A 24,306-nucleotide genomic window follows, 5' to 3' on the forward strand; every position below is an offset into this window, starting at 1 on the left:
TCTCCGTCTGATCGCGTGAAGTGCGGCCGTCACTGCGCCTTGTGCTTCGCGTTCCAGTCGCGCAGCGCCTGCAGCGTGTTCGTGACATGCTGATCCGGCGACAGGCTCGTGTATTCGTAGATCACCTTGCCGTCGGGTGCGATCACATACGACACGCGATTGGCCATCGAGCTTTTCATCGGCATGGCGGCGTCGTAGGAACGGATGATCTTCGAATCGGCATCGGCGGCGACCGGGAACTTGCTGCGGCACTCGCTCACCGAGAAGCGCTTGAGCGTGCCGATGTCGTCGTGCGATACGCCGATCACCGTCGCGCCTTCGGCCTTGTACTGATCGACCGCTTCGGCGAACTGATGCGCCTCGATCGTGCAGCCCTTCGTGAACGCCGCCGGATAGAAATACAGCACGACGGGGCCTTTCTTCAGCGCGTCGGCGAGCGAGTAATCGTAGACATTGCCGCCCAGCGACGCTTTCGCGACGAAGTCAGGCGCGGCATCGCCCGGTCCGAGCGTCGCGCCCGCCGCGAGCGGATAAGCAGCAGCGACGCAGACGATTGCCGCGACGGCCTTCGCGATTCTGTTCTTCATGTGCATCTCTCACCGTGAGGTTGATCGAAGGGTGCTCAGTCGAGCGGCTGCCCCGCGAACCACGCCGCCGCCTCCACTTGCAGCCTCGCGAGCAGCGCGGGCGTGAGCGCGTCGAGCGCAGGCTCGGCAAGCCGGCACGTATCGATGGCGCGGGCATCGCCCCGTTCGGCCGCCTGCGCGATGCCGAGCAGCGCGCCGAGCACGCCTTCGCCGCCAAGTATCGCCGAGCGGATATCGGCCGCCAGGTGCAGCTTATCGACAATTTGCGCCGGCTGCATGTCGAGCACCACGTGCACGAGCGAGAACACGCCGGCCATGAACGCGGCATCGGAGAAGGCTTCGTCCGATGGACGCAGCGCGTGCGCCGCGAGTTCCATGAACCGCGCCCGCGCGCCGACGAGTTGCAGCAGCGGATCGGAGCGCCACGGCAGGCCGCTGCCATCGGCATAAAGCAGCAATTGCGTCCAGCGCATCAACTGGCGCGTGCCGGCCGCGGCCACCGCATCGCGCAGCGACGACACCCGCCGCCCGCGCGCATGGGCGCTCGAATTGGCGAGGCGCATGAGTTGCAGCACGATGTCCGGATTGCGCTTCAGTTCGGCTTCGAGTTCGCGCAGGCCCGGCTCGGCGCCGAGCACCGCGAGCAGCCGCAACAGCGTGCCGCGCGCCGGGCTCGCGCGACGCGCCGACAGCACTTGCGGCCGGGCGAAGAAATAGCCCTGAAACAGATCGAAGCCGAGATCGCGCGCTTCGATAAAATCCTCGTGCGTTTCCACCTTCTCCGCGACGAGCAGTTTGCCGTGCTTCTTCGCGATCGACGCGAGTTCGGGCAGTTCGGCGCGCTCCGCTGCGAGCAGATCCACCTTGACGATATCGACCGATGGCAGCGCGGCGAGCAGCGTGTCGTCGATGCGCGTGACGTCGTCGAGCGCGAAGCGGAAGCCTTCGCGGCGCAACTGCGCGCATCGCTTGAAAAGCGCGTCGTCGAACACGATGCTTTCGAGCAGTTCCAGCACGAAGCGCTCGGGATGCATCAGATGCACGATGTCGTCGAAGATCAGCTCGCGGTTCATGTTCACGTAGCCCGGATGCAGTCCGAGCACCGCCGACACGCCCATCTCCCCCACAGTGCGCGCGACGACGTGGGCGGTCGCCTGGACGTCGTCGTGCACGCGCGCGCGATTGTCGGGGCTGTCGCGAAAGAGCAGTTCGTAGGCGGCGAGCGCGCCGGCGCCATCGAGAATCGGCTGGCGTCCGACATAGACGCGCGGCGCACGCGTCGACGGGAAATCGTTCATGACGGGAACAGGCTGAACGCAACGCCGCGGCGTGCGGTCGCGGCCGCCGCGTGCGCAAAGGTTTGCGCGAAGGGCCACGAGGCGCAAGCGAGGCACGCGGGCCGGTGGCATCTGGCGGGCGCGGGAGGCGGTCTAACGGCGTCGAACATGAGGCAAAACGTGTCGAGCAGGTTCGCGGATCGGATCGAACCGCGCGGCGCGGGACGCGCGGCGGTCAATCGCCAAAACGCGCCACTGTAAACGAAATCGCGGGCGCGAGCATGAAGCGGCTCCCGCGCGTGCAGATTAAAGAAATCGCCCGCGCCGCCGATAACTCGCCTGATAGAGCGTGCCGCGCCGTGCCGGCACGGCCAGCCCGGTAGCCGCTCGATGCGGCCACCGCGCCGCCGCGAGCGTCCGATGCGTGCGTTGCGTCGACCGCTGACGGCGAGCGTCGCCGCGAGAACCTAAACAGACCATGCAAGCGAACCGGATCAACGTCTCCCGCCGCGCACCCTGGCGCATCGCGCTCGATGCGCTGCGCCGCGCATGGGGCGCCCCCGCGCAAGAGAACCGCGAGACTCACGACGACGCGCCCCTCGTCGACGACGCCCCTGCGGCGGCCGTGCGGCCGGCCCGTTCGCCGCAACTCGAGCCGACGCTCGCTCCCGTCGATTTCCTCGCGCAACTCGACGACGCGCTGCGCTTTCAGTATGTGTCGGATGCGAGCATCGATTTCATCGGCTATCACCGCGACTATCTGAATATGCTGACGCTGCACGATCTCGTGCCGTCGGAAGAAGCGGATGAACTGAACGCGCTGATCACCCGCGCCCGCGCGAGCGGCAAGCTCGAATCCGCGACGCTCAATCTCGTGAAGTCGCTGACCTATCCGATCTGCGTCGAGCTGCGCCTGATGTCGACCGACGCGCTCGGCACGCCGGGCTTCGCGCTCGCCGCATTCGACGTGTCGCGCTGGCGCGAGCGGGAACTGTCGCTCGTGCATGCGCTGCATCACGATCCGCTGACGGGCCTAGAAAACGCGACGGCGCTCGAAGGCGCGATTAGCGCGGCGCAGGCCGAAGCCGAGCAGACGCGCTCGCAGGCGGCGCTCGTGCTGCTCGATATCGACGACTATCAGCGCATCAACCGCGCGCTCGGCTACGACGCCGGCGACGACATGCTGCGCGAGACCGCGCGGCGCATCCAGCACACTGCCGCGCATGGCGAGCGCGTGGCGCGCATGGCCGGCGACGAGTTCGCCGTGCTGCTGCCCGCCGGCGCGACCGCGGAAGCCGCCGAAAGCCTCGGCCGGCGGCTCTTGACCGCCATTGCGCAGCCGTATCGATATCGCGGGCAGCACACGCATTTGTCGGCGAGCGTGGGGGTCGCGCTCTATCCCGATCTGGCGGCGGCGACCAAAGCCGCGAGCAAGCAAGGCAAGCCCGGCGTGCAGGCAAGCCTCCTGCGCATGGCCGATCTGGCGCTCGCGCAGGCGAAGGCAGCGGGCGGCAACACGCTCGTATTCCATACCTTCGACGACAATCCCGCCGACGCCGAGCGCCTGAAGCTCGAAGCCGATCTTTACGAAGCCGTGCGCAACGGCGAGTTTTCGCTGTTCTTCCAGCCAATCACGAAGATCCGCACGGGCGCGGTCGTCGGCGTCGAAGCGCTGATGCGATGGAATCATCCGGTGCACGGGCTCGTGCCGCCGTCGCTGTTCATTCCGCTCGCCGAATCGATCGGCCTCATCAACTACCTGGGAAACTGGGTGCTGAAAGCGGCGTGCATGCAGCTCGTGCAGTGGGACGCGATCGGCATCCGGCTGGATTACGTGTCGGTGAACGTGTCGCCGCAGCAGTTCCGCGACAAGCGTTTCGTCACGGCGGTGAAGGAAGCCATTGCACTGACGGGCATCGATGCCGGACGGGTCGTGTTCGAGATCACCGAAAGCCTGCTGATGAAGGACCCGGAAGAAGCGACGCGCCTGCTGGAGACGCTGCGTTCGCTCGGCATCCGCTTCGCCGTCGATGACTTCGGCACTGGCTATTCGAGTCTTGCGTATCTGCAGCGCTTTCCGCTGTCGAAGCTCAAGATCGACCGCAGCTTCGTCGACAACCTGATTACGTCGCGCAACAACCGCGCGATCGTCAGCGCGGTCGTGAGCCTTGCGCAGTCGCTCGGGCTGGAACTGGTCGCCGAGGGCGTCGAAACGGAGGCGCAGCGCGATCTGCTCGCGGATCTCGGCTGCGATCACATACAGGGCTGGCTGATCAGCCATGCGCTGCCGTCCGAGGAACTGGCGCGCTCGTTCCAGACGCACTCGCTGCTGCTGCACGAGACATTATGAGAGTACGCGTGTTCGTGTTCTAATCGACGATCGCGCCTCGATTTATCGACGCCGTCGGTCTCTTCGGAACAAGACGCCGAATGGATGGATGAGCTTCAGCCGCTTCGGATTAGCCGTTGCGAGAACGATGGGTTTTATTACGCATGGCACGCACCAAGGCCGAACTACTGGACAAGCTGTGGGGGCGCATGAGCGAGCGCGGGGATTTCCCGATGCTGTCTCAGGCGCTGCGCACGACTGTGTCCGCGATGAGCGATGACGACCTCGACTTCACGGCGCTCGTGCAAGTCGTGCTGTCGGACTTCGGGCTCACGCAGAAGGTGCTGCGCCTCGCCAATTCCGCCATGTACATGGCCTTCGGCGGCAACATCACGACGGTCACCCGCGCGCTGATGGTGCTCGGCATGGACGCGGTGGGGCATCTGGTCGTGGGCCTCAAGCTCGTCGATCACTTTCATCACAGCGCGCCGCGCCGTATCGACGCGAAGCTGGAGCTGAACCGCACGCTGCTGTCCGGCACGGTGGCGCGGCAGGTCACGGAACGCATCGACCTTCGATCGGCCGAGGAAGCCGTCGTCTGCACGCTGATGCGGCAGATCGGCAAGCTGCTCGTTGCGTTCTATCTCGAGCACGAGTGGGATCAGTTGCGGCGCAAGGCCGCTGCCGAGCAGATCAGCGACAGCCACGCGTGTGCCGAGCTGCTGGGTGTCACGTTCGAGGAAATCGGCATCGAGGCGGCGGATCGCTGGCGTCTTCCCGAGACGATCCGCGCCGGCATGCGCGCGAGCGACCCCACTGCCCCGCCCGACGAGAGCGTGCCGAAGCACGTGCGCTGGCTGCAAGCCGTCACCAACTATTCGACCGAAGTCGCCGATGCGCTCACCGCGCAGAACGTGGCGGCGGACGGACGCGAATCGATGCTGGTCGATCTCGCCGAACGCTACTGCGGCGCGCTCAATACCGATGCCGAAACGCTCGCGGCGATGAGCCTCGCGCTCGCCAGTGAAGAGAGCGGCGACGGCGTGATGCGCGAGATCGTCGAGTTGCAGGCGGATGCGGACGCCATTGCGCGAGCGGGCGTGTCGGCGGAGGCGCGCATCGGCGCGAGTCTCGAGGACATGCGCTCGCTGCCGTCGAAGAACGCGCTCGGGCCCGTGCTCGCGCTCGCATCGGAAGCAGTGCTGGCGGGGCTTGGGCTGTCGCGCACGGTCGTGTTCGTGCGCCAGGCCAACAATGAATTTCAGGCGCGGCTCGGGCTGGGTGCGGGTATCGAGGCGATGCTGCCCGCGTTGCGCTTTGCCGCCGAGTTCCGGCCGGACGTGTTCCACCTAGCGATCACGAATCCGGTGGGCATTTTCATCGAGAATGCTCACGATGCGCGCATCGACGCGCGGCTGCCTCGCTGGTACAAGGAGACGCTCGGCGAAGCGCAGGCATTCGTGCTGCTGCCGGTGAAAGCGAACGATACGACGGTCGCACTCGTGTATGGCGACTGGACGGTTGGCCAGCACGTGCACAAGATTTCGCCGCAGGAAATGAGCGCGCTCAACGAGCTTACGCGGGAGTTAAGCCGTTTTTTTTCTAACGCGAACTGGAAGGAAGTCGAGCTGATCTGATTGCTCGATGTCGTTCCAGTTCGCGTGCCCCTCAGCTTTTCAGGATCGCCACGGCTTGCTCGCCGTATCGCACGATGTAGCCGCCGTGGCTGCGCTGCCAGCCGAGCGCGTCGGTCTCGCTTGCGAACCAGTTCTTCTCGAAGTCGTTGAACGCGCCGGCATCGAAGCGGTATCGGTCGATGCTTCTGGCTTCGCGTGTGTCGATGTCGGCCTTGCATGCGTCCCAGGTTGCGTAGCCGAGTTCGGCGGCGAGCATCGATAGCATGTGCTTCAGTTGTAAATCTCTGCGCGAGGCGTGGAGGTTTGTCAGGCTTCGACTGCGGGTTGCGTTCGAGCTTGCTGCCAGCAGGCGGCGCAGGACGGGCAAGGCGGCGCTCGCATCGCCGTCGCGGGCTTGCCGGAGCAGACGCCGCGCGTGCTCGCGCAGGTAGTCGCTATTGCTGACGGGAGATTCGATCGGACAGGATGTGGACCACATAACGTTGTTCCCTTATATGCGCCGTTCTCGCTGCGGCTGTAAAGGTTCGACGTTGCGGTTCGATCCGGGGATGGAGTTGCGTGGCAGGTGCGGAGGACTTTCGCGAGAGGGGGCGCCGCTGCCGCGCCCTTGGTCGGGGATTTTAGTCTCGGCCTGGTGTTGCTGGCAAGGGGCGCTTCGGGTTTGCGCGGTGAGGTTGGGTTTGTGTCGGTCTGTTTGCTTGCTTGCCCGTTCCCCGGGGCGGGGGTTACGTTTTTGCCTGTCGAAGTGAGTTGGCGCTTCCTTATTCTCGTTCCATGCAAAGAATGCAGCATTTCTAATCTTCGCAACTTGAATTGTTTTTCGCTGAACTTGTGTTCGTGTCGGTCTGTTAGCGCGCCCCTCCCCGGGGCAGGGGTCACTTTCTTTGCTGCTGCAAAGAAAGTAACCAAAGAAAGCAGCATTTTTCTGAACCGCACGATGCACTAACTTGTGTGGCCACTCCGTAGAACACCGGTGGCACTCAGCTTGAAAGAGCCTTGAATCACCTTCCGCGCCCGCTGACAACTAACGTCCTCCGAGCCCCTTGGCTCGTTAACACCATCATTAGTTCAGCCACCTCGAAAACGCATCTCTCATCAGCAGCCCAAGCAATCGAGTTTCGCTTACCGCATAGATCGCAAATTCATCGCTCGCGAATCGACTCCCTTGAGTCATCGCGCGCCATTGCAGTCAGTCGTTTTGCCATTGCCCGACTTCCCTGGGACGTGTGCGTCGTGCCGTTAGCATTCAAGTCCGGCTTCTGCTTGGCTTGTGCTTGTGCGTGCGTTTTGCGTTTTGCGTTTTGCGTTTTGCGTTTTGCGTTTCGCAGTCTGCGCGCTTTGTCGCTCGATGTCGTTTTGTTTGCGCGGTACGTGATAGACGGTCGGTGTTAACGAGCCAAGGGGCTCGGAGGACGCTAGTTGTCAGCGGGCGCGGAAGGTGACTCAAGGCTCTTTCAAGCTGAGTGCCACCGATATTCTACGAAGTGACCACACGAGTTAGTGCATCGTGCGGTTCGAAAAAAAGCTGCTTTCTTTGGTTACTTTCTTTGCATGGGACCAGAGTAAGGCGCTAAAGCGCCAACTCTGGTCGACAGCCAAGAAAGTGCCCCCCGCCCCGGGGAGGGGCGAGCAAATAAACCGACACGAATACAAGCTCACCGACAAACAACCGCCAACCGCAAAGCAAACACCCTCAGCAAAGCTGAAACTTCCCCACAAGTTCCTTAAGCGCCCGCGCCTGATCATCGAGCGACTGAGCCGCAGCCGCCGCCTGCTCCACGAGCGCAGCATTCTGCTGCGTCCCCGCGTCCATTTGCGACACCGCGTGTCCGATCGCCTCGATGCCGGTCTTCTGCTCCGCCGATGCCGCCGAAATCTCGCCCATGATGTCCGTCACGCGGCGCACCGCCCTCACGACTTCTTCCATCGTCGCACCGGCTTCCTGCGCATAAGTCGATCCATCGGACACACGCGACACCGACGTATCGATCAGCGTCTTGATCTCCTTCGCCGCCGCCGACGAACGCTGCGCAAGGCTGCGCACCTCGCCCGCAACGACCGCGAAGCCGCGCCCCTGCTCGCCCGCGCGCGCCGCTTCCACCGCCGCGTTCAACGCAAGAATGTTCGTCTGGAACGCGATACCTTCGATCACGCCGATGATGTCGCCAATGCTCTTCGCGCTCGCATCGATACGCTGCATCGTCTCGACGACGCGGCTCACCACCGTGCCGCCCTTCTCCGCAATCTCCGACGCGTTGTGCGCGAGCGTCGTCGCCTGCATCGCGTTGTCCGCGTTCTGGCGCACCGTCGACGTAAGCTGCTCCATGCTCGCCGCCGTCTTTTCCAGCGCGACAGCCTGCTCTTCCGTGCGGCGCGACAAATCGACGTTGCCCGTCGAAATTTCGCTCGACGCCGACGCAATCGCCTCCGCGCTCGCCGCAATATCGCCGACCGTCGCCGACAGGCCCGACTGCATTTCGGACAGCGCGTAGAGCATGCTCGCGTCGTCGCGACGCTTGAGCGCGATCGGATACGCGAGATCGCCCGAAGCAATGCGGCTCGCGATCTCCTTCGCATAAGCCGGCTCGCCGCCGAGCTGTCCGGAAAGACGCCGCACCATCCATTCACTGACGACGATCGCCAGCACGAAGAGGGCCGCCGTCAACGCCAGCACCATCACGAACGACGACTGGAAAATGAACGAGGCCGCGTCGATCGTGCGCTTGGCCGCCGCGCCGCGCCGCTCGACGAGTTCATCGACCATCTTCTCGAGCTTGCCGGTCTCGACGAGCAGCGAGACGTCCTGCGTGCCGACTTGCCAGTTCATCTGCGACAGATCGAGCGGCTGTTCCTTCACGAGCTTCACGAACGTGCGCAGGTTGCCGCTCCACGTCGCGAGCGCGGCGGCAAAGCGCTTGTGCTGCGCGAGCGCATCGGTGTCGGCGCGATCCATGTACTGCGACAACTGCGACTGCTCCTTGCCGATGTCCGTCAGCGCGTGCTCGATCTGATCGCCGAGTTCGTCGCGCTCCTTCGCCGTCGACGCGGTCAGCAGCATCTTCTGCGAACGGCTCGCGCGCAGCAGATAACCGCGCGTTTCTTCGGCCGCCCGGCTCGCGACATAACCCTGCGTATAGATCGATTCCGTTGCGCCGTTGAGACGGCTGATCTGCGTGAGCGAGATCGCGCCGATCGCCAGCGTGCCTGACAGCACGAGGCCGAACGCGAGGCGCAGCGACGCTTTGACGGATAGTCCGCGCCTGGTCGCTCGCGGTGAGCCCGCGCCCTTGCCGGCGCGCAGCGTATGCAGTTTCATCGATGATCCCCGTGATCGTTATGGTCGAGCGATGCGCTTTGTGACGCGCTTTCATGCTCTGCTTCTTTGCTCATCTACGGCATGAGTCTGGTTTTCTTTAACGGCATCGGCACGACCGTGCGCGTTCGTTGGCTTCGGTCGATGCGATTCCTGTCCGCACTTATAACCGGCCAAAAACTGCATGTGTCTGATGAATACCCGGCCCTTCGTGTCCGATTCGCGACAATTCTTGGCAGCACACCGCGAGCGAGACACCCTAAACTTGGCAAACATGCGGTTCGCGCATGAATCGCAACGAAGAAGAGTCCGAGACAACCGCTTTTTTAACTGCCATCGACATGCAAACGAGCATCGACAAGGGCGCGTTTCCGCCATCGGAAACGCCTGCCGCCACCGCGCCGGCCGTGCAGCGCACCATGTATTCCGTGTTGGGCGCGATCAGCTTTTCGCACCTGCTCAACGACATGATCCAGTCGCTGATCCTCGCCATCTATCCGATGTTCAAGAGCGAATTCGCGCTCACGTTCGGGCAGATCGGGCTGATCACGCTGACGTATCAGATCACCGCGTCGCTGTTGCAGCCCCTCGTCGGGCTGTATACGGACAAGCATCCGAAGCCGTATTCGCTTCCCGTCGGCATGGGGTTCACGCTGTCCGGGCTGTTGCTGATGTCGGTTGCGGGCAGCTTCGGCACGCTCCTGATCGCGGCGGCGCTGGTGGGCTGCGGATCGTCGGTGTTTCATCCGGAGTCGTCGCGGGTGGCGCGCATGGCGTCGGGCGGCAAGCATGGTCTCGCGCAGTCGCTGTTTCAGGTGGGCGGCAACGCGGGCTCGTCGCTGGGGCCGCTGCTCGCCGCGCTGATCGTGATTCCGCATGGCCAGCGCAGCATCGCGTGGTTTTCGGCGGCGGCGCTGCTGGCGATGGTCGTGCTCGCGAACATCGGCCGCTGGTACAAGCGTCATCCGGCGACGAAAAAGGGCCGCGCGCAAGCGACGCACGCCGCCCTCCCGCGCGACAAGGTCTTCATGGCGATGAGCGTGCTCGTGCTGCTCGTGTTCTCGAAGTACTTCTATCTGGCGAGCATCACGAGCTACTTCACGTTCTATCTGATCAGCAAGTTCGGCGTATCGGTACAGACCGCGCAGATTCATCTGTTCGTGTTCCTTGCGGCGGTCGCGGCGGGCACGATCATCGGCGGGCCGGTCGGCGACAAAGTCGGGCGCAAGGCCGTGATCTGGGTATCGATCCTCGGCGTCGCCCCGTTCACGCTGCTGATGCCTTACGTCAACCTGTTCTGGACGGGCGTGTTGTCGGTGATCATCGGGCTCGTGCTGGCGTCGGCGTTCTCGGCGATCCTGGTCTACGCGCAGGAACTGATTCCGGGCAAGGTCGGCATGGTCGCGGGGCTGTTCTTCGGCTTCGCGTTCGGGATGGGTGGCGTCGGCGCGGCGGTGCTCGGGCATCTCGCGGACGTGACGAGCATCGATCACGTGTACAAGCTGTGCGCGTTCCTGCCGTTGATCGGCATGTTGGCGGTGTTCTTGCCGAAGACGAGGGATGCGAAGGCTTGATGGCCCGATGCGGCGCTGAAGCGCCAGCACGCACGAAACGCCCGGTCGAGGTTCTATGACCGGGCGTTTTGCTTGTTTAGTCGCAGGTTGCGACGAGCTTTTCATAGCCGTTGCCGTCGGTTGATTCGGACGTGCGGCATCGCGTGACGGCTCGCGGTAGCTTCGAAATCCCGCCCTCCCTTGCCGCGAATCAATGCCGCCCGTCCGCTACTTCCCTTCCAGCGCGGACCTCACCTGCGCCAACGCCCCGGCATCCTCGATGGTCGGCAAATCGCCCGGATCGCGTCCTTCCGCCAGCGCCGCAATCGCGCGCCGCAGCAGCTTGCCGGAACGCGTCTTCGGCAGCATCGACACGAAATGCACGCGCGCCGGCCGCGCAATCGCGCCGAGCTGCGTATCGACCGCATGGCACAACTCCGCTTCCATGCCCTCGCGCGCGCCGGGCGCATTGATGCGATCGGCATCGCGCAACACGACGAACGCCGTCGCCGCCTGCCCCTTCACCGGGTCCGCCACGCCGACGACCGCCACTTCCGCCACCGCCGCATGCGCCGACAGCGCCTCCTCGATCTCGCGCGTGCCGAGCCGATGCCCCGCCACGTTGATCACATCGTCTGTGCGCCCGAGTATCGACACGTAGCCGTCCTCGTCCTGCACGCCCCAGTCGAACGTCGAATAGACCATCTGGTTCGGCACACTACGCCAGTACGTGTCGATGAACCGCTGGTCATCGCCCCAGACGGTCTGCATGCAGCCGGGCGGCAGCGGATAGCCGAGCGTGACGACGCCCTTCTCGCCCGGCGCGCAGACATCGCCCGTCAGTTCGTCACGAAGCGTCAGCGCAAAGCCCATCGACGGCACGCCCGGCGAACCCAGCTTCGACGGCAACGCCTCGATGCCGCGCGGAATCGCGAGCATCGGCCAGCCGGTTTCGGTCTGCCAGTAGTTGTCGATGACAGGCTTCTTGAGCGCGCTTTGAATCCACTGCGCGGTAGGCTCGTCGAGCGGCTCGCCGGCAAGAAACAGCGTGCGCAGGCTCGACAGGTCGTATTTCTCCATCAGCGCCGGGTCCTGCTTTTTGAGGACGCGCAGCGCGGTCGGCGCGGTGAACATCAGATTGATGCCGTATTGCTCGACGAGCCGCCACCAGACGCCGCCATCGGGACGAACCGGCGTGCCTTCGTACATCACCGTGGTCAGTCCCGCGATCAGCGGCGCATAGATGATGTAGCTATGCCCCACGACCCAGCCGATGTCCGATGCGGTGAACATCATGTCGCCCGGCGCGCCCTGAAAGATGTGCTCCATCGACGCCGCGAGCGCCACCGCATAACCGCCGACATCGCGCTGCACGCCCTTCGGCCTGCCCGTCGTGCCGGACGTATAAAGGACGTAGGACGGATCGTTCGATTCGAGCCATTCGCAAGGCACGTGGGCGTCGAAAAACTGCTCGCGCAGCGGCTCGTAGGCGACGAGATAGCTGGCCTGCAACCGCTCGGGCGCAAGCTGGCGGTCGATCAGCAGCACTTGCGTCACTTTGAACTCGGCGCGCGACAGCGCCTCATCGACGAGCGGCGTGTAGTCGATCACCTTGCCGGCACGCGCGCCGGCGTCGGCGGTGACGATGAGCGCAGGCTCCGCATCGTCGATGCGCGCCGCCAGATTCGGCGCCGCAAAGCCGCCGAACACGACCGAATGAATCGCGCCGATGCGCGCGCACGCGAGCATCGCGAAGACCGCTTCGGGGATCATCGGCAAATAGATGAGGACGCGGTCGCCTTTCCTGACCGACAGCGAGCGCATCACGGCCGCCATGCGGTTCACCTCGGCGTGAAGTTCGGCGTACGTGTAGCGCCGCTCGATGCCGGTTTCCGTCGATACATAAACGAGCGCGTCCTGTTGCGCACGCGTCGCCAGATGACGATCGACCGCGTTGTGACAGAGGTTCGTCCTGCCGCCGATGAACCATCGCGCGAACGGCGGATTGCTCGCGTCGAGCACGCTGTCGAACGGCGTCTGCCAGTGAATGCGGCGGGCCTGCTCGGCCCAGAACGCTTCAGGCTCCTCGATAGACCGTCGATACGCTTCTCGGTAAGTCGGCATGCGCGTCCTCTGCAAAGCGGCGTTGGCTCCACAGAATAGAGCAGCCGGCGAACGGCTGGCTAGAGAGGGCGCGCCCTGATCGGTCCGACGGTTCTACACCGCGCGGCTTTGCGAGACGCGCGCGGATGCTTTCGTGGCCGTGTGCTTGAGCAGCACCGGCGCAAGTTCGCTCGCCACCCGCATGCTCGATACGACGACCGTGCGGACGCCGCTTCCTTCGGTGAGCGTGCGCAGCGTTTCGCGCGTGCCGGCCCGTGCTTCGATGCGTGGCTCGATCACGATGAAACCGCGGCAGTGCGCGCCCAGCGCCGCGCGATGCGTGCGCAGCCAGGCCGCGCGAAGCCGGAAGTCGTCGGGCGTCTCGTCGCCGGCGTGTTCCGCGACGATGACGAACGGCGTCGCCAGCGCAAGCAGCCGTCGCATCTGCGCGGCCCACGCGAACGCGCAGCCCGGCTGGATCGCGCGGCGGCGCACTCGAACGAGCGGGAAACGGCTCGCGTCGAAAAGCTGCGAGTCCAGCGCGAGCGGGGGATTCTTGAAAAGGTCGGCGTTCACAGCGGCTTCGGGCTCCAGTGATTCAGGGCGGCGATCAGGCTCGGCCAGCGGGAACGCCGCGGCACGACGCGCTTTTTCCGCACCGCGTGCGGCGCCCGGCGATCGGCCTGCTGCTCCGCTTCGACTGCGGGCGCAGCCGTCCAGGCGCGGCGTGTCGTGTCGAGCACCTTCGCGGCGTTGACGGCGACGGCGCAGCCCTGGACCGCGTCGCACGCGTCGCTTGTGGAATCGTTCGTCATGTCGGGCGTCCTCCAGATGCATCTCACGAACGATTGTATTGAGAATCATTCTCAATAACAAGCGCGATCGTGGATTTCAAAAGGAGGTGCGGCGAGAAGACGCGGCAGTGTCAGCCGCGCGCGTGCAGAAAGCGTCCGAGAACGCCCGACGAATACGTCGCGGCGATGGCCGCCAGAAACTCCGCGAAGGAAACGGGCGCGGCGGCATCGGCGGTATCGGAGATGGTGCGCACGACCGCGCACGGCACGCCATGCTCGAAGCAGACCTGCGCGAGCGCCGCGCCTTCCATTTCGACGGCAAGCGCGTCCGGCAGCGCGTCGCGCAATGCGGATACCTCGTCGTGACTCGCGATGAAGCGGTCACCGCTCACCACCAGCCCGCGATGCACTCGCGGCGCCACCACCGCGAAGCGTTCGGCGAGCGCAGCGGCTTCCGTCTCGACGAACGCATGCGCCGCAGCGGCGAGCGCATCCGACAACGCGCCGTCCGAATCGAAGCGCGCCCGGTCCAGCAACGGCACTTCGTAGCGCGGGAATAACGGCGATGCGTCGAGATCGTGCTGCAGCAACGCGTCGGCGATGACGATATCGCCCACGCGCACATCGCGATGCACGCCGCCCGCGACGCCGGTAAAGACGATCGCATCGGCCTCGAAGACGTGGATCAGCGCGCTCGCCGTCGCCGCCGCCGCGACCTTGCCGATGCGCGCGAGCGTCACCACGACGCGCACGCCATGCGCCTCGCCGACGTGATACTCGCGCTGCCCGAGCGTGACCGTCTGCACGTCGCCGGCCTCGCGCATCCGGGCGACGAGATCGCCCAGTTCCTGCGGCAGCGCCGCCATGATGCCGAGCCGCTTCATTCGACCGCTTGGAGTTTCGCGACCGCGAGCGCGAGCCACTTCTCGCCGTGGCGCTTGAAGCGCACTTGCGCGCGCGCATCGCCGCCGGAGCCTTCGAGCGCGGTCACGGTGCCTTCGCCGAACTTGGTGTGGAAAACGGCCTGTCCGACCTTGAAGCCGGTGTCGGCTGCGCGCTGCTCGTTGGCAAACGATGGCAGCGCCGCGCTCACCGTCGATGAACCTCCGCGCTCCTGCCCCGGCCGCGCGAACCAGTCGCGGCCCCAGCCGGCGTTGTCCGACCGGCCGCCCCAGCGCGCGCCCGCCTCGACCTTGGGCGTGAGCCATTTGAGCGAGCCTTCCGGCAACTCGTCGAAAAAGCGCGAGCGAATGTTGTAGCGCGTCTGTCCGTGCAGCATCCGGCTCTGCGCGAACGACAGATACAACCGCTCTTTCGCCCGCGTGATCGCGACATACGCGAGCCGCCGCTCCTCTTCGAGCCCGTCGGATTCCTGGGCGCTGTTCTCGTGCGGGAACAGCCCCTCTTCCAGCCCGGTGATGAACACCGCCGTAAATTCCAGCCCCTTCGCCGCATGGACGGTCATCAATTGCACGGCGTCCTGCCCGGCCTGCGCCTGGTTGTCGCCCGCTTCGAGCGATGCATGCGACAGGAAGCCCGCGAGCGGCGTCATCGTGTCGGGATTTTGCGCGGGATCGGCAATGCCGGGCGCATCGAGCACTTCGATCTCGCCATCCTCGCTCACCGCGGCGATTCCCGGCGCGGCGGTCGCGCCCGGACGCAGCGGGATGGAACGCGCGGGCGTATCGAGGCCGTAGCCCTCCTCGCTCACAAACGCTGCCGCCGCGTTCACCAGTTCCTGCAAGTTCTCCAGCCGGTCCTGCCCCTCGCGCTCCATTTCATAGAACGCGGCGAGGCCGCTCGCGCGCACCACGTATTCGACCGTTTCCGGCAGGCTCATCTGCTGCGTCTCGGCGCGCATCTTCGCGATCAGCGTCGCGAACGCGCCGAGACTCGATCCCGCCTTGCCGGCCACATACGGCACGGCTGCGGCCATCGAACAGTTGTAGAGGCGCGCCGCGTCCGCGAGCTGTTCGATCGACCGCGCGCCGATGCCGCGCGTCGGGAAATTGACGACGCGGGCGAACGCGGTGTCGTCGTTCGGATTGTCGATCAGGCGCAGATACGCGAGCGCGTGCTTCACTTCCTGACGCTCGAAGAACCGCAGGCCGCCGTACACGCGATACGCGATCCCCGCGTTCACGAGCGTATGTTCGATCGTGCGCGACTGCGCGTTGCTCCGGTACAGCACCGCGATTTCGCCGCGCGCCATCCCGGTATTGATGAGCGCCTTGATTTCCTCGACGATCCAGCCCGCTTCCTGCGAATCGGTCGCGGCCTCGTAGACGCGCACCGGTTCGCCGTGGCCGGCATCGGTGCGCAGATTCTTGCCGAGCCGGCGCGCGTTGTTCGCGATCAGAAAGTTCGCCGTGTCGAGAATATGTCCGTGCGAACGGTAGTTCTGCTCGAGCTTGATCAGATTGCGCACACGGAACTCGCGCTCGAAGTCGTGCATGTTGCCGACGTTCGCGCCGCGAAACGCGTAAATGGATTGATCGTCGTCGCCGACTGCGAAGATGGCGTTATGCTCGCCCGCCAGCATCTTGAGCCACGCGTACTGCAGCTTGTTGGTGTCCTGGAACTCGTCGACGAGGATGTTGCGAAAGCGCGCCTGATAGTGCGCGCGCAGCGGCGCATTGTGCGCGAGCAGTTCGTAGCAGCGCAGCAGCAGCTCCGGAAAATCGACGACGCCTTCGCGCTGGCACTGCTGATCGTAAGCCTCGTACAGCTCGACGAACTTGCGATTGAAGTTGTCGGTGGCGTCGACGTCCTTCGGGCGCAGGCCCTGCTCCTTCGCGTTGTTGATGAAGTACTGCAGGTTCTTCGCCGGATACTTTTCGTCGTCGACATTCAGCCCCTTCATGAGCCGCTTGATCGCGGAGAGCTGGTCGGCGGTATCGAGAATCTGGAACGACTGCGGCAGGCCCGCGTCGCGGTAATGCGCGCGCAACATGCGGTTGCACAGGCCGTGGAATGTGCCGATCCACATGCCGCGCGTATCGATCGGCAGAAGCGCGGAGAGACGCGACATCATTTCGCGCGCCGCCTTGTTCGTGAACGTGACGGCGAGGATGGTCGGCGGCGACGCATAACCCTGCTGGATCAGCCAGGCGATGCGCGTGATGAGGACGCGCGTCTTGCCGCTGCCCGCGCCCGCGAGAATCAGCGCGGGCTCGTTGGGCAGCGTCACGGCGGCGAGCTGTTCGGGGTTCAGGTTGGCGAGTAAGTCGGGCATGGGGAAATTGGGACGCGGGTCAAGCAGGCGGGCCGCTCATTATAAGACCGTGCCGATGGCGGCGTTCAGGCCTACGCCATCCGGCCGAGGGCGCGAATCATCCGACGCAGCCTTGCGGAACTTATAATTGGGGATTCCACGCACTTTTTCACGCATTTTTCGGCAGATTTCACGATGAGCGACAACACGCTTGCGAAGAGCTTCGAGCCCCAGAACATCGAGTCCCAGTGGGGCCCCGAATGGGAAAAGCGCGGCTTAGCTGCGCCCACGTTCCGGCAAGGCGCAAAAAATTTCTCCATTCAACTGCCGCCGCCGAACGTCACCGGCACGCTGCACATGGGGCACGCGTTCAACCAGACCATCATGGATGGCCTGACGCGCTATCACCGCATGCTCGGCGACAACACGCTGTGGGTGCCGGGCACGGACCACGCGGGCATCGCGACGCAGATCGTCGTCGAACGTCAGCTCGATGCGCAGGGCATCTCGCGCCATGACCTCGGCCGCGAAGAATTCCTGAAGCGCGTGTGGGCGTGGAAGGAGCAATCCGGCTCGACCATCACGAATCAGGTGCGCAGGCTCGGCGCGTCCATCGACTGGTCGCGCGAATACTTCACGATGGACGAGAAGATGTCCGCCGCCGTGCGCGATGTCTTCGTCACGCTGTACAAGCAGGGCCTCATCTACCGCGGCAAGCGCCTCGTGAACTGGGACCCGGTGCTCGGCACCGCCGTGTCGGATCTGGAAGTCGTCAGCGAGGAAGAAAACGGCAGCCTGTGGCACATCAGGTATCCGCTGCCGGATGGCTCCGGCCATATGACGGTCGCGACCACGCGCCCCGAAACCATGCTCGGCGACGTCGCGCTGATGGTGCATCCGGAAGACGAGCGTTATCAGCATCTGATCGGCAAGACGGCCGTGCTGCCGCTGTGCGATCGCGAAATTCCGATCATCGCCGATGACTACGTGGACCGCGAGTTCGGCACCGGCGTCGTCAAGGTGACGCCCGCGCACGATTTCAACGACTATGCCGTCGGCCAGCGCCACAAGCTGCCGCAGATCGAAATTCTCACGCTCGACGCGAAGATCAACGACAACGCGCCCGAGAAGTATCGCGGCATGGATCGATTCGAGGCACGCAAGCAGGTCGTCGCCGATCTCGAAGCGCTCGGCCTGCTCGACTCCGTGAAGCCGCACAAGCTGATGGTGCCGCGCGGCGATCGCACGGGCGTCGTCATCGAGCCGATGCTGACGGACCAATGGTTCGTCGCGATGACGAAGCCCGCGCCCGAAGGCTCGTTCCATCCGGGCAAGTCGATCACGGAAACGTCGCTCGGTGTCGTGCGCAGCGGGCAGATCAAGTTCGTGCCGGAGAACTGGACGACGACCTACTATCAATGGCTCGAGAACATCCAGGACTGGTGCATCTCGCGTCAATTGTGGTGGGGTCATCAGATTCCGGCGTGGTACGGCGAAAACGGCGAGATCTTCGTCGCGAAGAGCGAGGAAGAAGCCCGCGCCGAAGCCGATGCAAACGGCTACACGGGCTCGCTCCGGCGCGACGACGACGTGCTCGACACGTGGTTCTCGTCCGCGCTCGTGCCGTTCTCGTCGCTCGGCTGGCCGAACGAGACGCCGGAACTGAAGGCGTTCCTGCCTTCGTCGGTGCTCGTGACGGGCTTCGACATCATCTTCTTCTGGGTCGCCCGGATGGTGATGATGACCACGCATTTCACCGGCAAGGTGCCCTTCGAAACCGTCTATGTGCACGGCCTCGTGCGCGACGCCGAAGGCCAAAAGATGTCGAAGAGCAAGGGCAACACGCTCGATCCGATCGACATCGTGGATGGCATCGATCTCGAAACGCTGGTCGCGAAGCGCACGGCCGGCCTCATGAATCCGAAGCAGGCCGCGCAGATCGAAAAGAAGACGCGCAAGGAGTTTCCGGAAGGCATCCCGTCGTTCGGCACCGATGCGCTGCGCTTCACGATGGCGTCGATGGCCACGCTCGGCCGCAACGTCAACTTCGATCTCGCGCGCTGCGAGGGTTATCGCAACTTCTGCAACAAGCTCTGGAACGCCACGCGTTTCGTGTTGATGAACTGCGAAGGCCAGGATTGCGGTTTCTCGAAGCCCGGCGCATGCGAGCCGGGCGATTGCGGCCCCGGCGGCTATACGGACTTCTCGCAGGCGGATCGCTGGATCGTCTCGCTGCTGCAGCGTGTCGAAGCCGAAGTCGAGAAAGGCTTCGCGGATTATCGTTTCGACAACGTTGCGAGCGCGATCTACAAGTTCGTGTGGGACGAGTACTGCGACTGGTATCTGGAACTCGCGAAGGTGCAGATCCAGAACGGCACGCCTGCGCAGCAGCGCGCCACGCGGCGCACGCTGTTGCGTGTGCTGGAGACGGTGCTGCGCCTCGCGCATCCGGTGATTCCGTTCATCACCGAAGCGCTGTGGCAGAAGGTCGCCCCGCTGACGGATGCGTACCCGGAAGGCGCGAAGGAAGGTGAAGCGTCGATCATGACGCAGCCGTATCCGCGCGCCGAAGTGAAGAAGATCGACGAATCGTCGGAACAGTGGGCGGCCGAACTGAAGGCAGTGATCGACGCATGTCGTAATCTGCGTGGCGAAATGAATCTCTCGCCCGCGGTGAAAGTGCCGTTGCTCGCGCACGGCGACGCGGCGCGTCTTTCCACGTTTGCGCCTTACGTTGCGGCGCTCGCGCGTCTTTCGGAAGTGAAGATCATCGACGATGAAACCGCGCTCGACAAAGAGGCGCATGGCGCACCGGTGGCGATCATCGGCGCCAACAAGCTGGTGCTCAAAGTCGAGATCGATGTCGCTGCCGAACGCGAGCGCCTTTCGAAGGAAGTCGACCGGCTCAGCGGGGAAATCGCAAAATGTAACGCCAAGCTCGGTAATGAAAGCTTTGTTTCAAAAGCGCCGGCTGCTGTCGTTGATCAGGAGCGCAAAAGGCTGGCAGAATACGAGACCACTATCGAGAAGCTTCAGGCGCAATTATTGCGACTGCCCGTTTGAACCGGGAGTTTTATACCGACTCCCCTTCGGCTACTGGCTCGATGTTCCAGATGATTAACAGGATCAGGGTTATCACATGCTAAAAGTTACCAAAGCAGTTTTCCCGGTTGCGGGTCTCGGTACGCGGTTTCTGCCCGCGACCAAGGCCAGCCCGAAGGAAATGCTGCCGGTCGTCGACAAGCCGCTGATTCAATATGCGGTTGAAGAAGCCATGGCCGCCGGCATCACCGAAATGATCTTCGTGACGGGCCGCAGCAAGCGCGCCATTGAAGATCACTTCGACAAGTCGTATGAGATCGAAGCCGAGCTCGAGGCACGCGGCAAGGAAAAGCTGCTCGAACTCGTGCGCAGCATCAAGCCGAGTCATGTGGATTGTTTCTATGTGCGTCAGGCCGAAGCGCTGGGTCTCGGTCACGCGGTGCTGTGCGCCGAAAAGCTCGTCGGCGACAACCCGTTCGCCGTGATCCTCGCGGACGACTTGCTGTACGGCAAGCCGCCCGTGCTGACGCAGATGATCGAAGTGTTCGACCACTATCACAGCTCGGTCATCGGCGTCGAAGAGATCCCGCCGCAGGAAACCAAGTCGTACGGCATCATCGACGGCAAGGAGTGGGAAGACAACATCGTGAAGCTGTCGGGCATCGTCGAGAAGCCGGAGCCTGCTGTTGCGCCGTCGAATCTCGGCGTGGTTGGCCGCTATGTGCTGAAGCCGCGCATTTTCGACCACATTCGCGCGGTGAAGCCGGGTGCGGGCGGCGAATTGCAACTGACGGACGCGATCCAATCGCTGCTGTCGGATGAGCAAGTGCTGGCGTACAAGTATCACGGTACGCGCTTCGACTGCGGCAGCAAGCTGGGCTATCTGAAAGCGACGGTGGAATTCGCGCTGCGTCATCCGGAAGTGGCGAAGGACTTCGAAGAATATCTGCGTACGCGTTCGCCGATTCTCGAAGGCTAAAACGCCCTCGTTTGCTGGATAAAAAAAATGCCCGTCACGATCGTGACGGGCATTTTGCTTTTTAGCCTTTCGAATCTAGCGGCGACGCATGAGAAAGACGAAGGTCTTGTCCTGCGACGTTGCCTCGACGATCTCGTTGCCGGTTTGTCTGGCGAAGGCCGCGAAATCGCGCTGCGATCCGGGGTCGGTAGCCAGCACTTTGAGAATCTGGCCGCTCGTCATGTCGGCGAGCGCCTTCTTGGCGCGCAGAATCGGCAACGGGCAGTTGAGCCCGCGCGCGTCGACTTCCTTGTGAACTTCCATCGCGATTGAACCTTCCGTGTGCCTGGGTGATTGAGCGCTGCGAAAAGATCGATTTTAGCGCAGCGGTTGAAGATCCACCGGGCGGCGGGACGCGTAGGCCTCGCGCAACGCAATCCCAATGCGCGTCGCCTCTCGCGCATCTTCGAGCGTCATCCCCGTCGGCTTGCCACCGCTAACCCAAGCCACGAACGCTTGCGCCTCGCGCAGAAACGCATCTTCGAAGCGCTCGAAAAACGTCGGAGTGCAAGCGTTGCGCACGCCGTACTCATCCGCAAGCTCCACGCGGTTCAAGCGCGGATTTCTTCCCACCGACAACGCCCCCGCCGTGCCGATCACTTCGGTTTGCGTATGGTGTCCGTGCGCCATCGTGCGCGACGCGTAGAACACGGCGAGCCGGCCATCGTCGAATTCGACGATGCCCACGCCGTTATCGATATCGCCGCATTCCCGCAAGCCCTCGTGGATCGCGATCGTCCCGCTTGCCATTACGCGCGTCGCCCGTGGATTGCCAAGCAGCCAGCGCGCAAGATCGATGTCGTGCACGCTGCAGTCAAGAAACAGCCCGCCCGATGTCGGCGCGAAACGCACGAAGAAGCCATCGGGGTCGTTCTTGTCGCAAGTCTGCGAGCGCACCATGAAAGGCCGCCCGACAGCACCCTTCGCAATACTGTCGAACGCATCGCGATAACTCGCGTCGAAGCGCCGCACGAAACCGATCATCACACGCAGATGCGCATGACGCGCATGCGCCTCGATCACGCGATCGCACTCCGCAAGATCGAGCGACAACGGCTTCTCGCAGAACACGTGCTTGCCCGCCTCCAGCGCGGCGATGATCTGCGTCGCGTGCAGCGATGTCGGCGTGACGAGCCACACCGCATCGACCGATGCATCGGCGAGCAGCGCGTCGTAATCCGCATGAAGCGCGGTATCGGGGAAATGCGCCTTGGCCCACTCGCGCTCTTTCGGCAGCGGGCTGCACGCCGCGACGAGCCGCGCGCCCGGCACGTGCCACGCGAGATTCTCCGCATGCCGCCGCCCGAGTCTCCCAAGCCCGACGATACCCACGCGCACCGGGTTCATGCCGCGTGCTCGCCGAGATGAACGACGCGCTTCTCGCGCCACGAAAGCGTCGCAGCTTCCGCAAGCTCGAGCGCCTTTACGCCGTCGGCGACGGTCGTTCGCACCGGCTTGCCGTGCTCGACGGCATCGAAAAAATGCGCGATTTCCAGCGCATATGCCGCACGGTATCGCTCCAGAAAGAATGCCTCGGGCACGTCGCACGATACGGCCGTCTTCGAGTACGCGGTGACTTCGGTCGGCCGCACGTTGCCCGCCTGCAGCATGCCCGCGCTGCCGAGCAGCTCGAAGCGCTGGTCGTAACCGTATGCCGCACGCCGCGCCGTGTTGATCTGACACAGCCGCCCGCGCCTGGTGCGGATCGTGACGGCGGTCGAATCGATATCGCCCGCTTCGGCGATGGCAGGATCGGACAGCACGCTGCCCGTCGCGTGCAGCGTGTCGGCTTCGTCGTCGAGCATCCAGCGGAAAATGTCGAAGTCGTGAATCAGCATGTCCTTGAAGATGCCGCCCGAATGCCTGATGTAGTCGACAGGCGGCGCGCCCGGATCGCGGCTCGTCACGATCAGCATTTCCGGATCGCCAATTTCGCCCGCATCGACGCGCGCTTTTAACGCCGAGAAGGTCGGGTCGAAACGCCGCTGAAAGCCGATCATGCAGACGACGCCCGCGCGCCCCACCGCATCCGCGCATGCCCGCGCACGCTCGACCGTGAGATCGACGGGCTTCTCGCAGAACACATGTTTCTTCTGCGCCGCCGACGCCAATATTAGTTCGGCATGTGTATCAGTGCTGGAACAAATGACGGTTGCGCCGACGGACGCATCGCCCATTGCACCGTCCACATCGGCGACCTCTGCACCGTATTGCGCCGCCAGCGCGGAAGCCGCATCGCGGTTCACATCGACGACATACCTGAGCCGCACGCCCGGCTGCCGCGCCAGATTCGCCGCATGAATCTTCCCGATGCGTCCCGCCCCAAACACCGCCACGTCAATCGTCATAGCCGCTTGTCTCCCTGGATTCTTCGACGTTCAATTCGAGCCGGTACGCGAGCGCGATGAAGAGCGCCTGGCACAGGCAGATGGTGCTCGTGAGCGAGCGAAACGCAAACGCGCTGCCCTCCTTCACGAACAGACTGGCGCTCGCATGACGCGCGAGCGGCGAAAGCTGACTATCGGTGATGACGAGCGTCCTCGCGCCATGATGCTGGGCGGCGCGCACGCAATACTGCGTCTCCTTGCCGTACGGCGCGAAGCTGATCGCGATCACGACATCGCCCTTTTTTACGCTGCGAATCTGTTCGTGAATCATCCCGCCGATGCCCGACACCAGATGCACGCGCTTCTTCGTATGACCGAGCGCATAGACGATATAGCTCGCCACCGCGAACGAGCGGCGCACGCCGACGACGTAGATGTTCTCCGCCTGCTGCAGCATTTCGACGGCGGCTTCGAACTGCGCATCGTCGAGGCCGGCTTCGAGTTCGACGAGTCCCGCACGGCTCGCCGCGATGAACTCGCGCGCCACCGACACGCCCGAAGCCTCGCCCGCCTTCTCGTCGATCAGCCTGCGAATGCGCTGCTGATAGCTCTGCGACGCATTGCCGCCGGCGTACGCCTGCCGGAACACCGCCTGCAGGTCCGAGAAGCCCGAGAAACCGAAGCGCTGCGCAAAGCGCACGACCGCTGACGGATGCACGCCGCAGGACGCCGCGATGTCGCTCGTGCGATCCATCATCACGCTAGGGCGATGCTGCTCGATATACGTCGCCACGCTCTTCAACTGGCGCGGCAGCGAATCGTACGCATCGGTGATCCGCTGCATCAGTTCGTCGACGCCAGGAACGTCGGTGCTGGTTTCGTCCTGCATGAAAGGCTCGCTTCGTCGGCGCTCGAAGTGAGCCCCGGTGGAAGCGATTATAGGAAGGCGGCAAGCAAATTGGAATGCATTTTCTATTTGTCGCACCGATGAAATACCTATTGCAGACCGCCAAAAACTGACCTAATCTCGCTCGTGAGCACGATGCACCGTTTCATCGACTCATCGGCTGCAAGCTGGCATCGGCTCATGGACGATCACACCGAACAACAAC

18 protein-coding genes are annotated in these 24,306 nt (G+C 63.9%); 5 read left to right on the top strand and 13 right to left on the bottom strand.

Annotation, left to right across the window (positions count from 1 at the left end; all coding sequences use genetic code 11):
• Window positions 1–29: 29 nt before the first annotated feature.
• Window positions 30–587, bottom strand: a complete 558-nt coding sequence (locus tag BG57_RS00630; protein WP_035959835.1) for a peroxiredoxin — start codon at window positions 585–587, stop codon at window positions 30–32.
• Window positions 588–622: 35 nt separating this feature from the next.
• Entirely contained in the window at window positions 623–1,885 is a 1,263-nt protein-coding gene (locus tag BG57_RS00635; RefSeq protein ID WP_035959482.1) for an EAL and HDOD domain-containing protein, read from the bottom strand.
• 457 nt (window positions 1,886–2,342) lie between these two features.
• Between BG57_RS00635 and BG57_RS00640 the strand changes: the two genes are divergently transcribed.
• A complete protein-coding gene (locus BG57_RS00640) occupies window positions 2,343–4,214 on the top strand; it encodes a putative bifunctional diguanylate cyclase/phosphodiesterase (protein ID WP_035959483.1) in 1,872 nt (623 codons plus the stop codon).
• A gap of 143 nt (window positions 4,215–4,357) precedes the next feature.
• Window positions 4,358–5,830: an HDOD domain-containing protein gene (locus tag BG57_RS00645; protein ID WP_035959484.1), complete on the top strand. Its 1,473-nt coding sequence runs from the start codon at window positions 4,358–4,360 to the stop codon at window positions 5,828–5,830.
• Window positions 5,831–5,861: 31 nt separating this feature from the next.
• Here BG57_RS00645 and BG57_RS00650 read toward each other — a convergent pair whose 3' ends face one another.
• Both BG57_RS00650 and BG57_RS00655 read right to left on the bottom strand, forming a co-directional pair.
• Window positions 5,862–6,308 (bottom strand): hypothetical protein, encoded by a 447-nt coding sequence (locus BG57_RS00650; protein ID WP_035959486.1) that lies wholly within the window; start codon window positions 6,306–6,308, stop codon window positions 5,862–5,864.
• A 1,215-nt stretch (window positions 6,309–7,523) separates the two neighbouring features.
• Window positions 7,524–9,146 (bottom strand): methyl-accepting chemotaxis protein, encoded by a 1,623-nt coding sequence (locus BG57_RS00655; protein WP_035959487.1) that lies wholly within the window; start codon window positions 9,144–9,146, stop codon window positions 7,524–7,526.
• Between the two features lie 338 nt (window positions 9,147–9,484).
• On the opposite strand from BG57_RS00655, the gene BG57_RS00660 reads away from it, so the two are divergent.
• Window positions 9,485–10,717 (top strand): MFS transporter, encoded by a 1,233-nt coding sequence (locus BG57_RS00660; RefSeq protein WP_035959836.1) that lies wholly within the window; start codon window positions 9,485–9,487, stop codon window positions 10,715–10,717.
• Between the two features lie 207 nt (window positions 10,718–10,924).
• Here BG57_RS00660 and BG57_RS00665 read toward each other — a convergent pair whose 3' ends face one another.
• The 5 genes from BG57_RS00665 to BG57_RS00685 all read right to left on the bottom strand — a co-directional run bounded on the left by BG57_RS00665 (window position 10,925) and on the right by BG57_RS00685 (window position 16,828).
• On the bottom strand, window positions 10,925–12,820 hold the full coding sequence (locus tag BG57_RS00665; protein ID WP_035959488.1) for a propionate--CoA ligase: 1,896 nt from the start codon (window positions 12,818–12,820) through the stop codon (window positions 10,925–10,927).
• Window positions 12,821–12,913: 93 nt separating this feature from the next.
• Window positions 12,914–13,375 carry a hypothetical protein gene (locus tag BG57_RS00670; protein WP_035959489.1) on the bottom strand — a complete coding sequence of 154 codons (462 nt, stop codon included), beginning with the start codon at window positions 13,373–13,375 and terminating at the stop codon, window positions 12,914–12,916.
• Complete coding sequence (locus tag BG57_RS00675; protein WP_035959491.1) at window positions 13,372–13,614, bottom strand: hypothetical protein; 243 nt, start codon at window positions 13,612–13,614, stop codon at window positions 13,372–13,374. Before BG57_RS00675 ends, BG57_RS00670 begins: the two co-directional genes overlap by 4 nt.
• Window positions 13,615–13,724: 110 nt before the next feature.
• Complete coding sequence (locus BG57_RS00680) at window positions 13,725–14,477, bottom strand: 5'-methylthioadenosine/adenosylhomocysteine nucleosidase (RefSeq protein ID WP_035959492.1); 753 nt, start codon at window positions 14,475–14,477, stop codon at window positions 13,725–13,727.
• Window positions 14,474–16,828, bottom strand: coding sequence for a UvrD-helicase domain-containing protein (locus BG57_RS00685; RefSeq protein WP_035959493.1), 2,355 nt, complete (start codon window positions 16,826–16,828; stop codon window positions 14,474–14,476). Before BG57_RS00685 ends, BG57_RS00680 begins: the two co-directional genes overlap by 4 nt.
• Window positions 16,829–17,002: 174 nt before the next feature.
• Between BG57_RS00685 and BG57_RS00690 the strand changes: the two genes are divergently transcribed.
• Together BG57_RS00690 and galU are read left to right on the top strand one after the other, a co-directional pair.
• Complete coding sequence (locus BG57_RS00690; protein ID WP_035959494.1) at window positions 17,003–19,870, top strand: valine--tRNA ligase; 2,868 nt, start codon at window positions 17,003–17,005, stop codon at window positions 19,868–19,870.
• A gap of 76 nt (window positions 19,871–19,946) precedes the next feature.
• Window positions 19,947–20,828, top strand: coding sequence for a UTP--glucose-1-phosphate uridylyltransferase GalU (gene galU / locus BG57_RS00695; RefSeq protein WP_035959495.1), 882 nt, complete (start codon window positions 19,947–19,949; stop codon window positions 20,826–20,828).
• 75 nt (window positions 20,829–20,903) lie between these two features.
• Here galU and BG57_RS00700 read toward each other — a convergent pair whose 3' ends face one another.
• Genes BG57_RS00700 through BG57_RS00715 form a run of 4 tightly spaced genes read right to left on the bottom strand, consistent with a single transcriptional unit; the run spans window position 20,904 to window position 24,083 of the window.
• Window positions 20,904–21,131: a sulfurtransferase TusA family protein gene (locus BG57_RS00700; protein WP_035959497.1), complete on the bottom strand. Its 228-nt coding sequence runs from the start codon at window positions 21,129–21,131 to the stop codon at window positions 20,904–20,906.
• Window positions 21,132–21,185: 54 nt separating this feature from the next.
• A complete protein-coding gene (locus BG57_RS00705) occupies window positions 21,186–22,214 on the bottom strand; it encodes a Gfo/Idh/MocA family oxidoreductase (RefSeq protein ID WP_035959498.1) in 1,029 nt (342 codons plus the stop codon).
• A complete protein-coding gene (iolG, locus tag BG57_RS00710) occupies window positions 22,211–23,215 on the bottom strand; it encodes an inositol 2-dehydrogenase (RefSeq protein ID WP_035959499.1) in 1,005 nt (334 codons plus the stop codon). Before iolG ends, BG57_RS00705 begins: the two co-directional genes overlap by 4 nt.
• Window positions 23,205–24,083 carry a MurR/RpiR family transcriptional regulator gene (locus BG57_RS00715; RefSeq protein WP_035959500.1) on the bottom strand — a complete coding sequence of 293 codons (879 nt, stop codon included), beginning with the start codon at window positions 24,081–24,083 and terminating at the stop codon, window positions 23,205–23,207. Before BG57_RS00715 ends, iolG begins: the two co-directional genes overlap by 11 nt.
• Window positions 24,084–24,306: the final 223 nt, after the last annotated feature.

It is taken from the genome of Caballeronia grimmiae, from assembly GCF_000698555.1.
Classification (GTDB): domain Bacteria; phylum Pseudomonadota; class Gammaproteobacteria; order Burkholderiales; family Burkholderiaceae; genus Caballeronia; species Caballeronia grimmiae.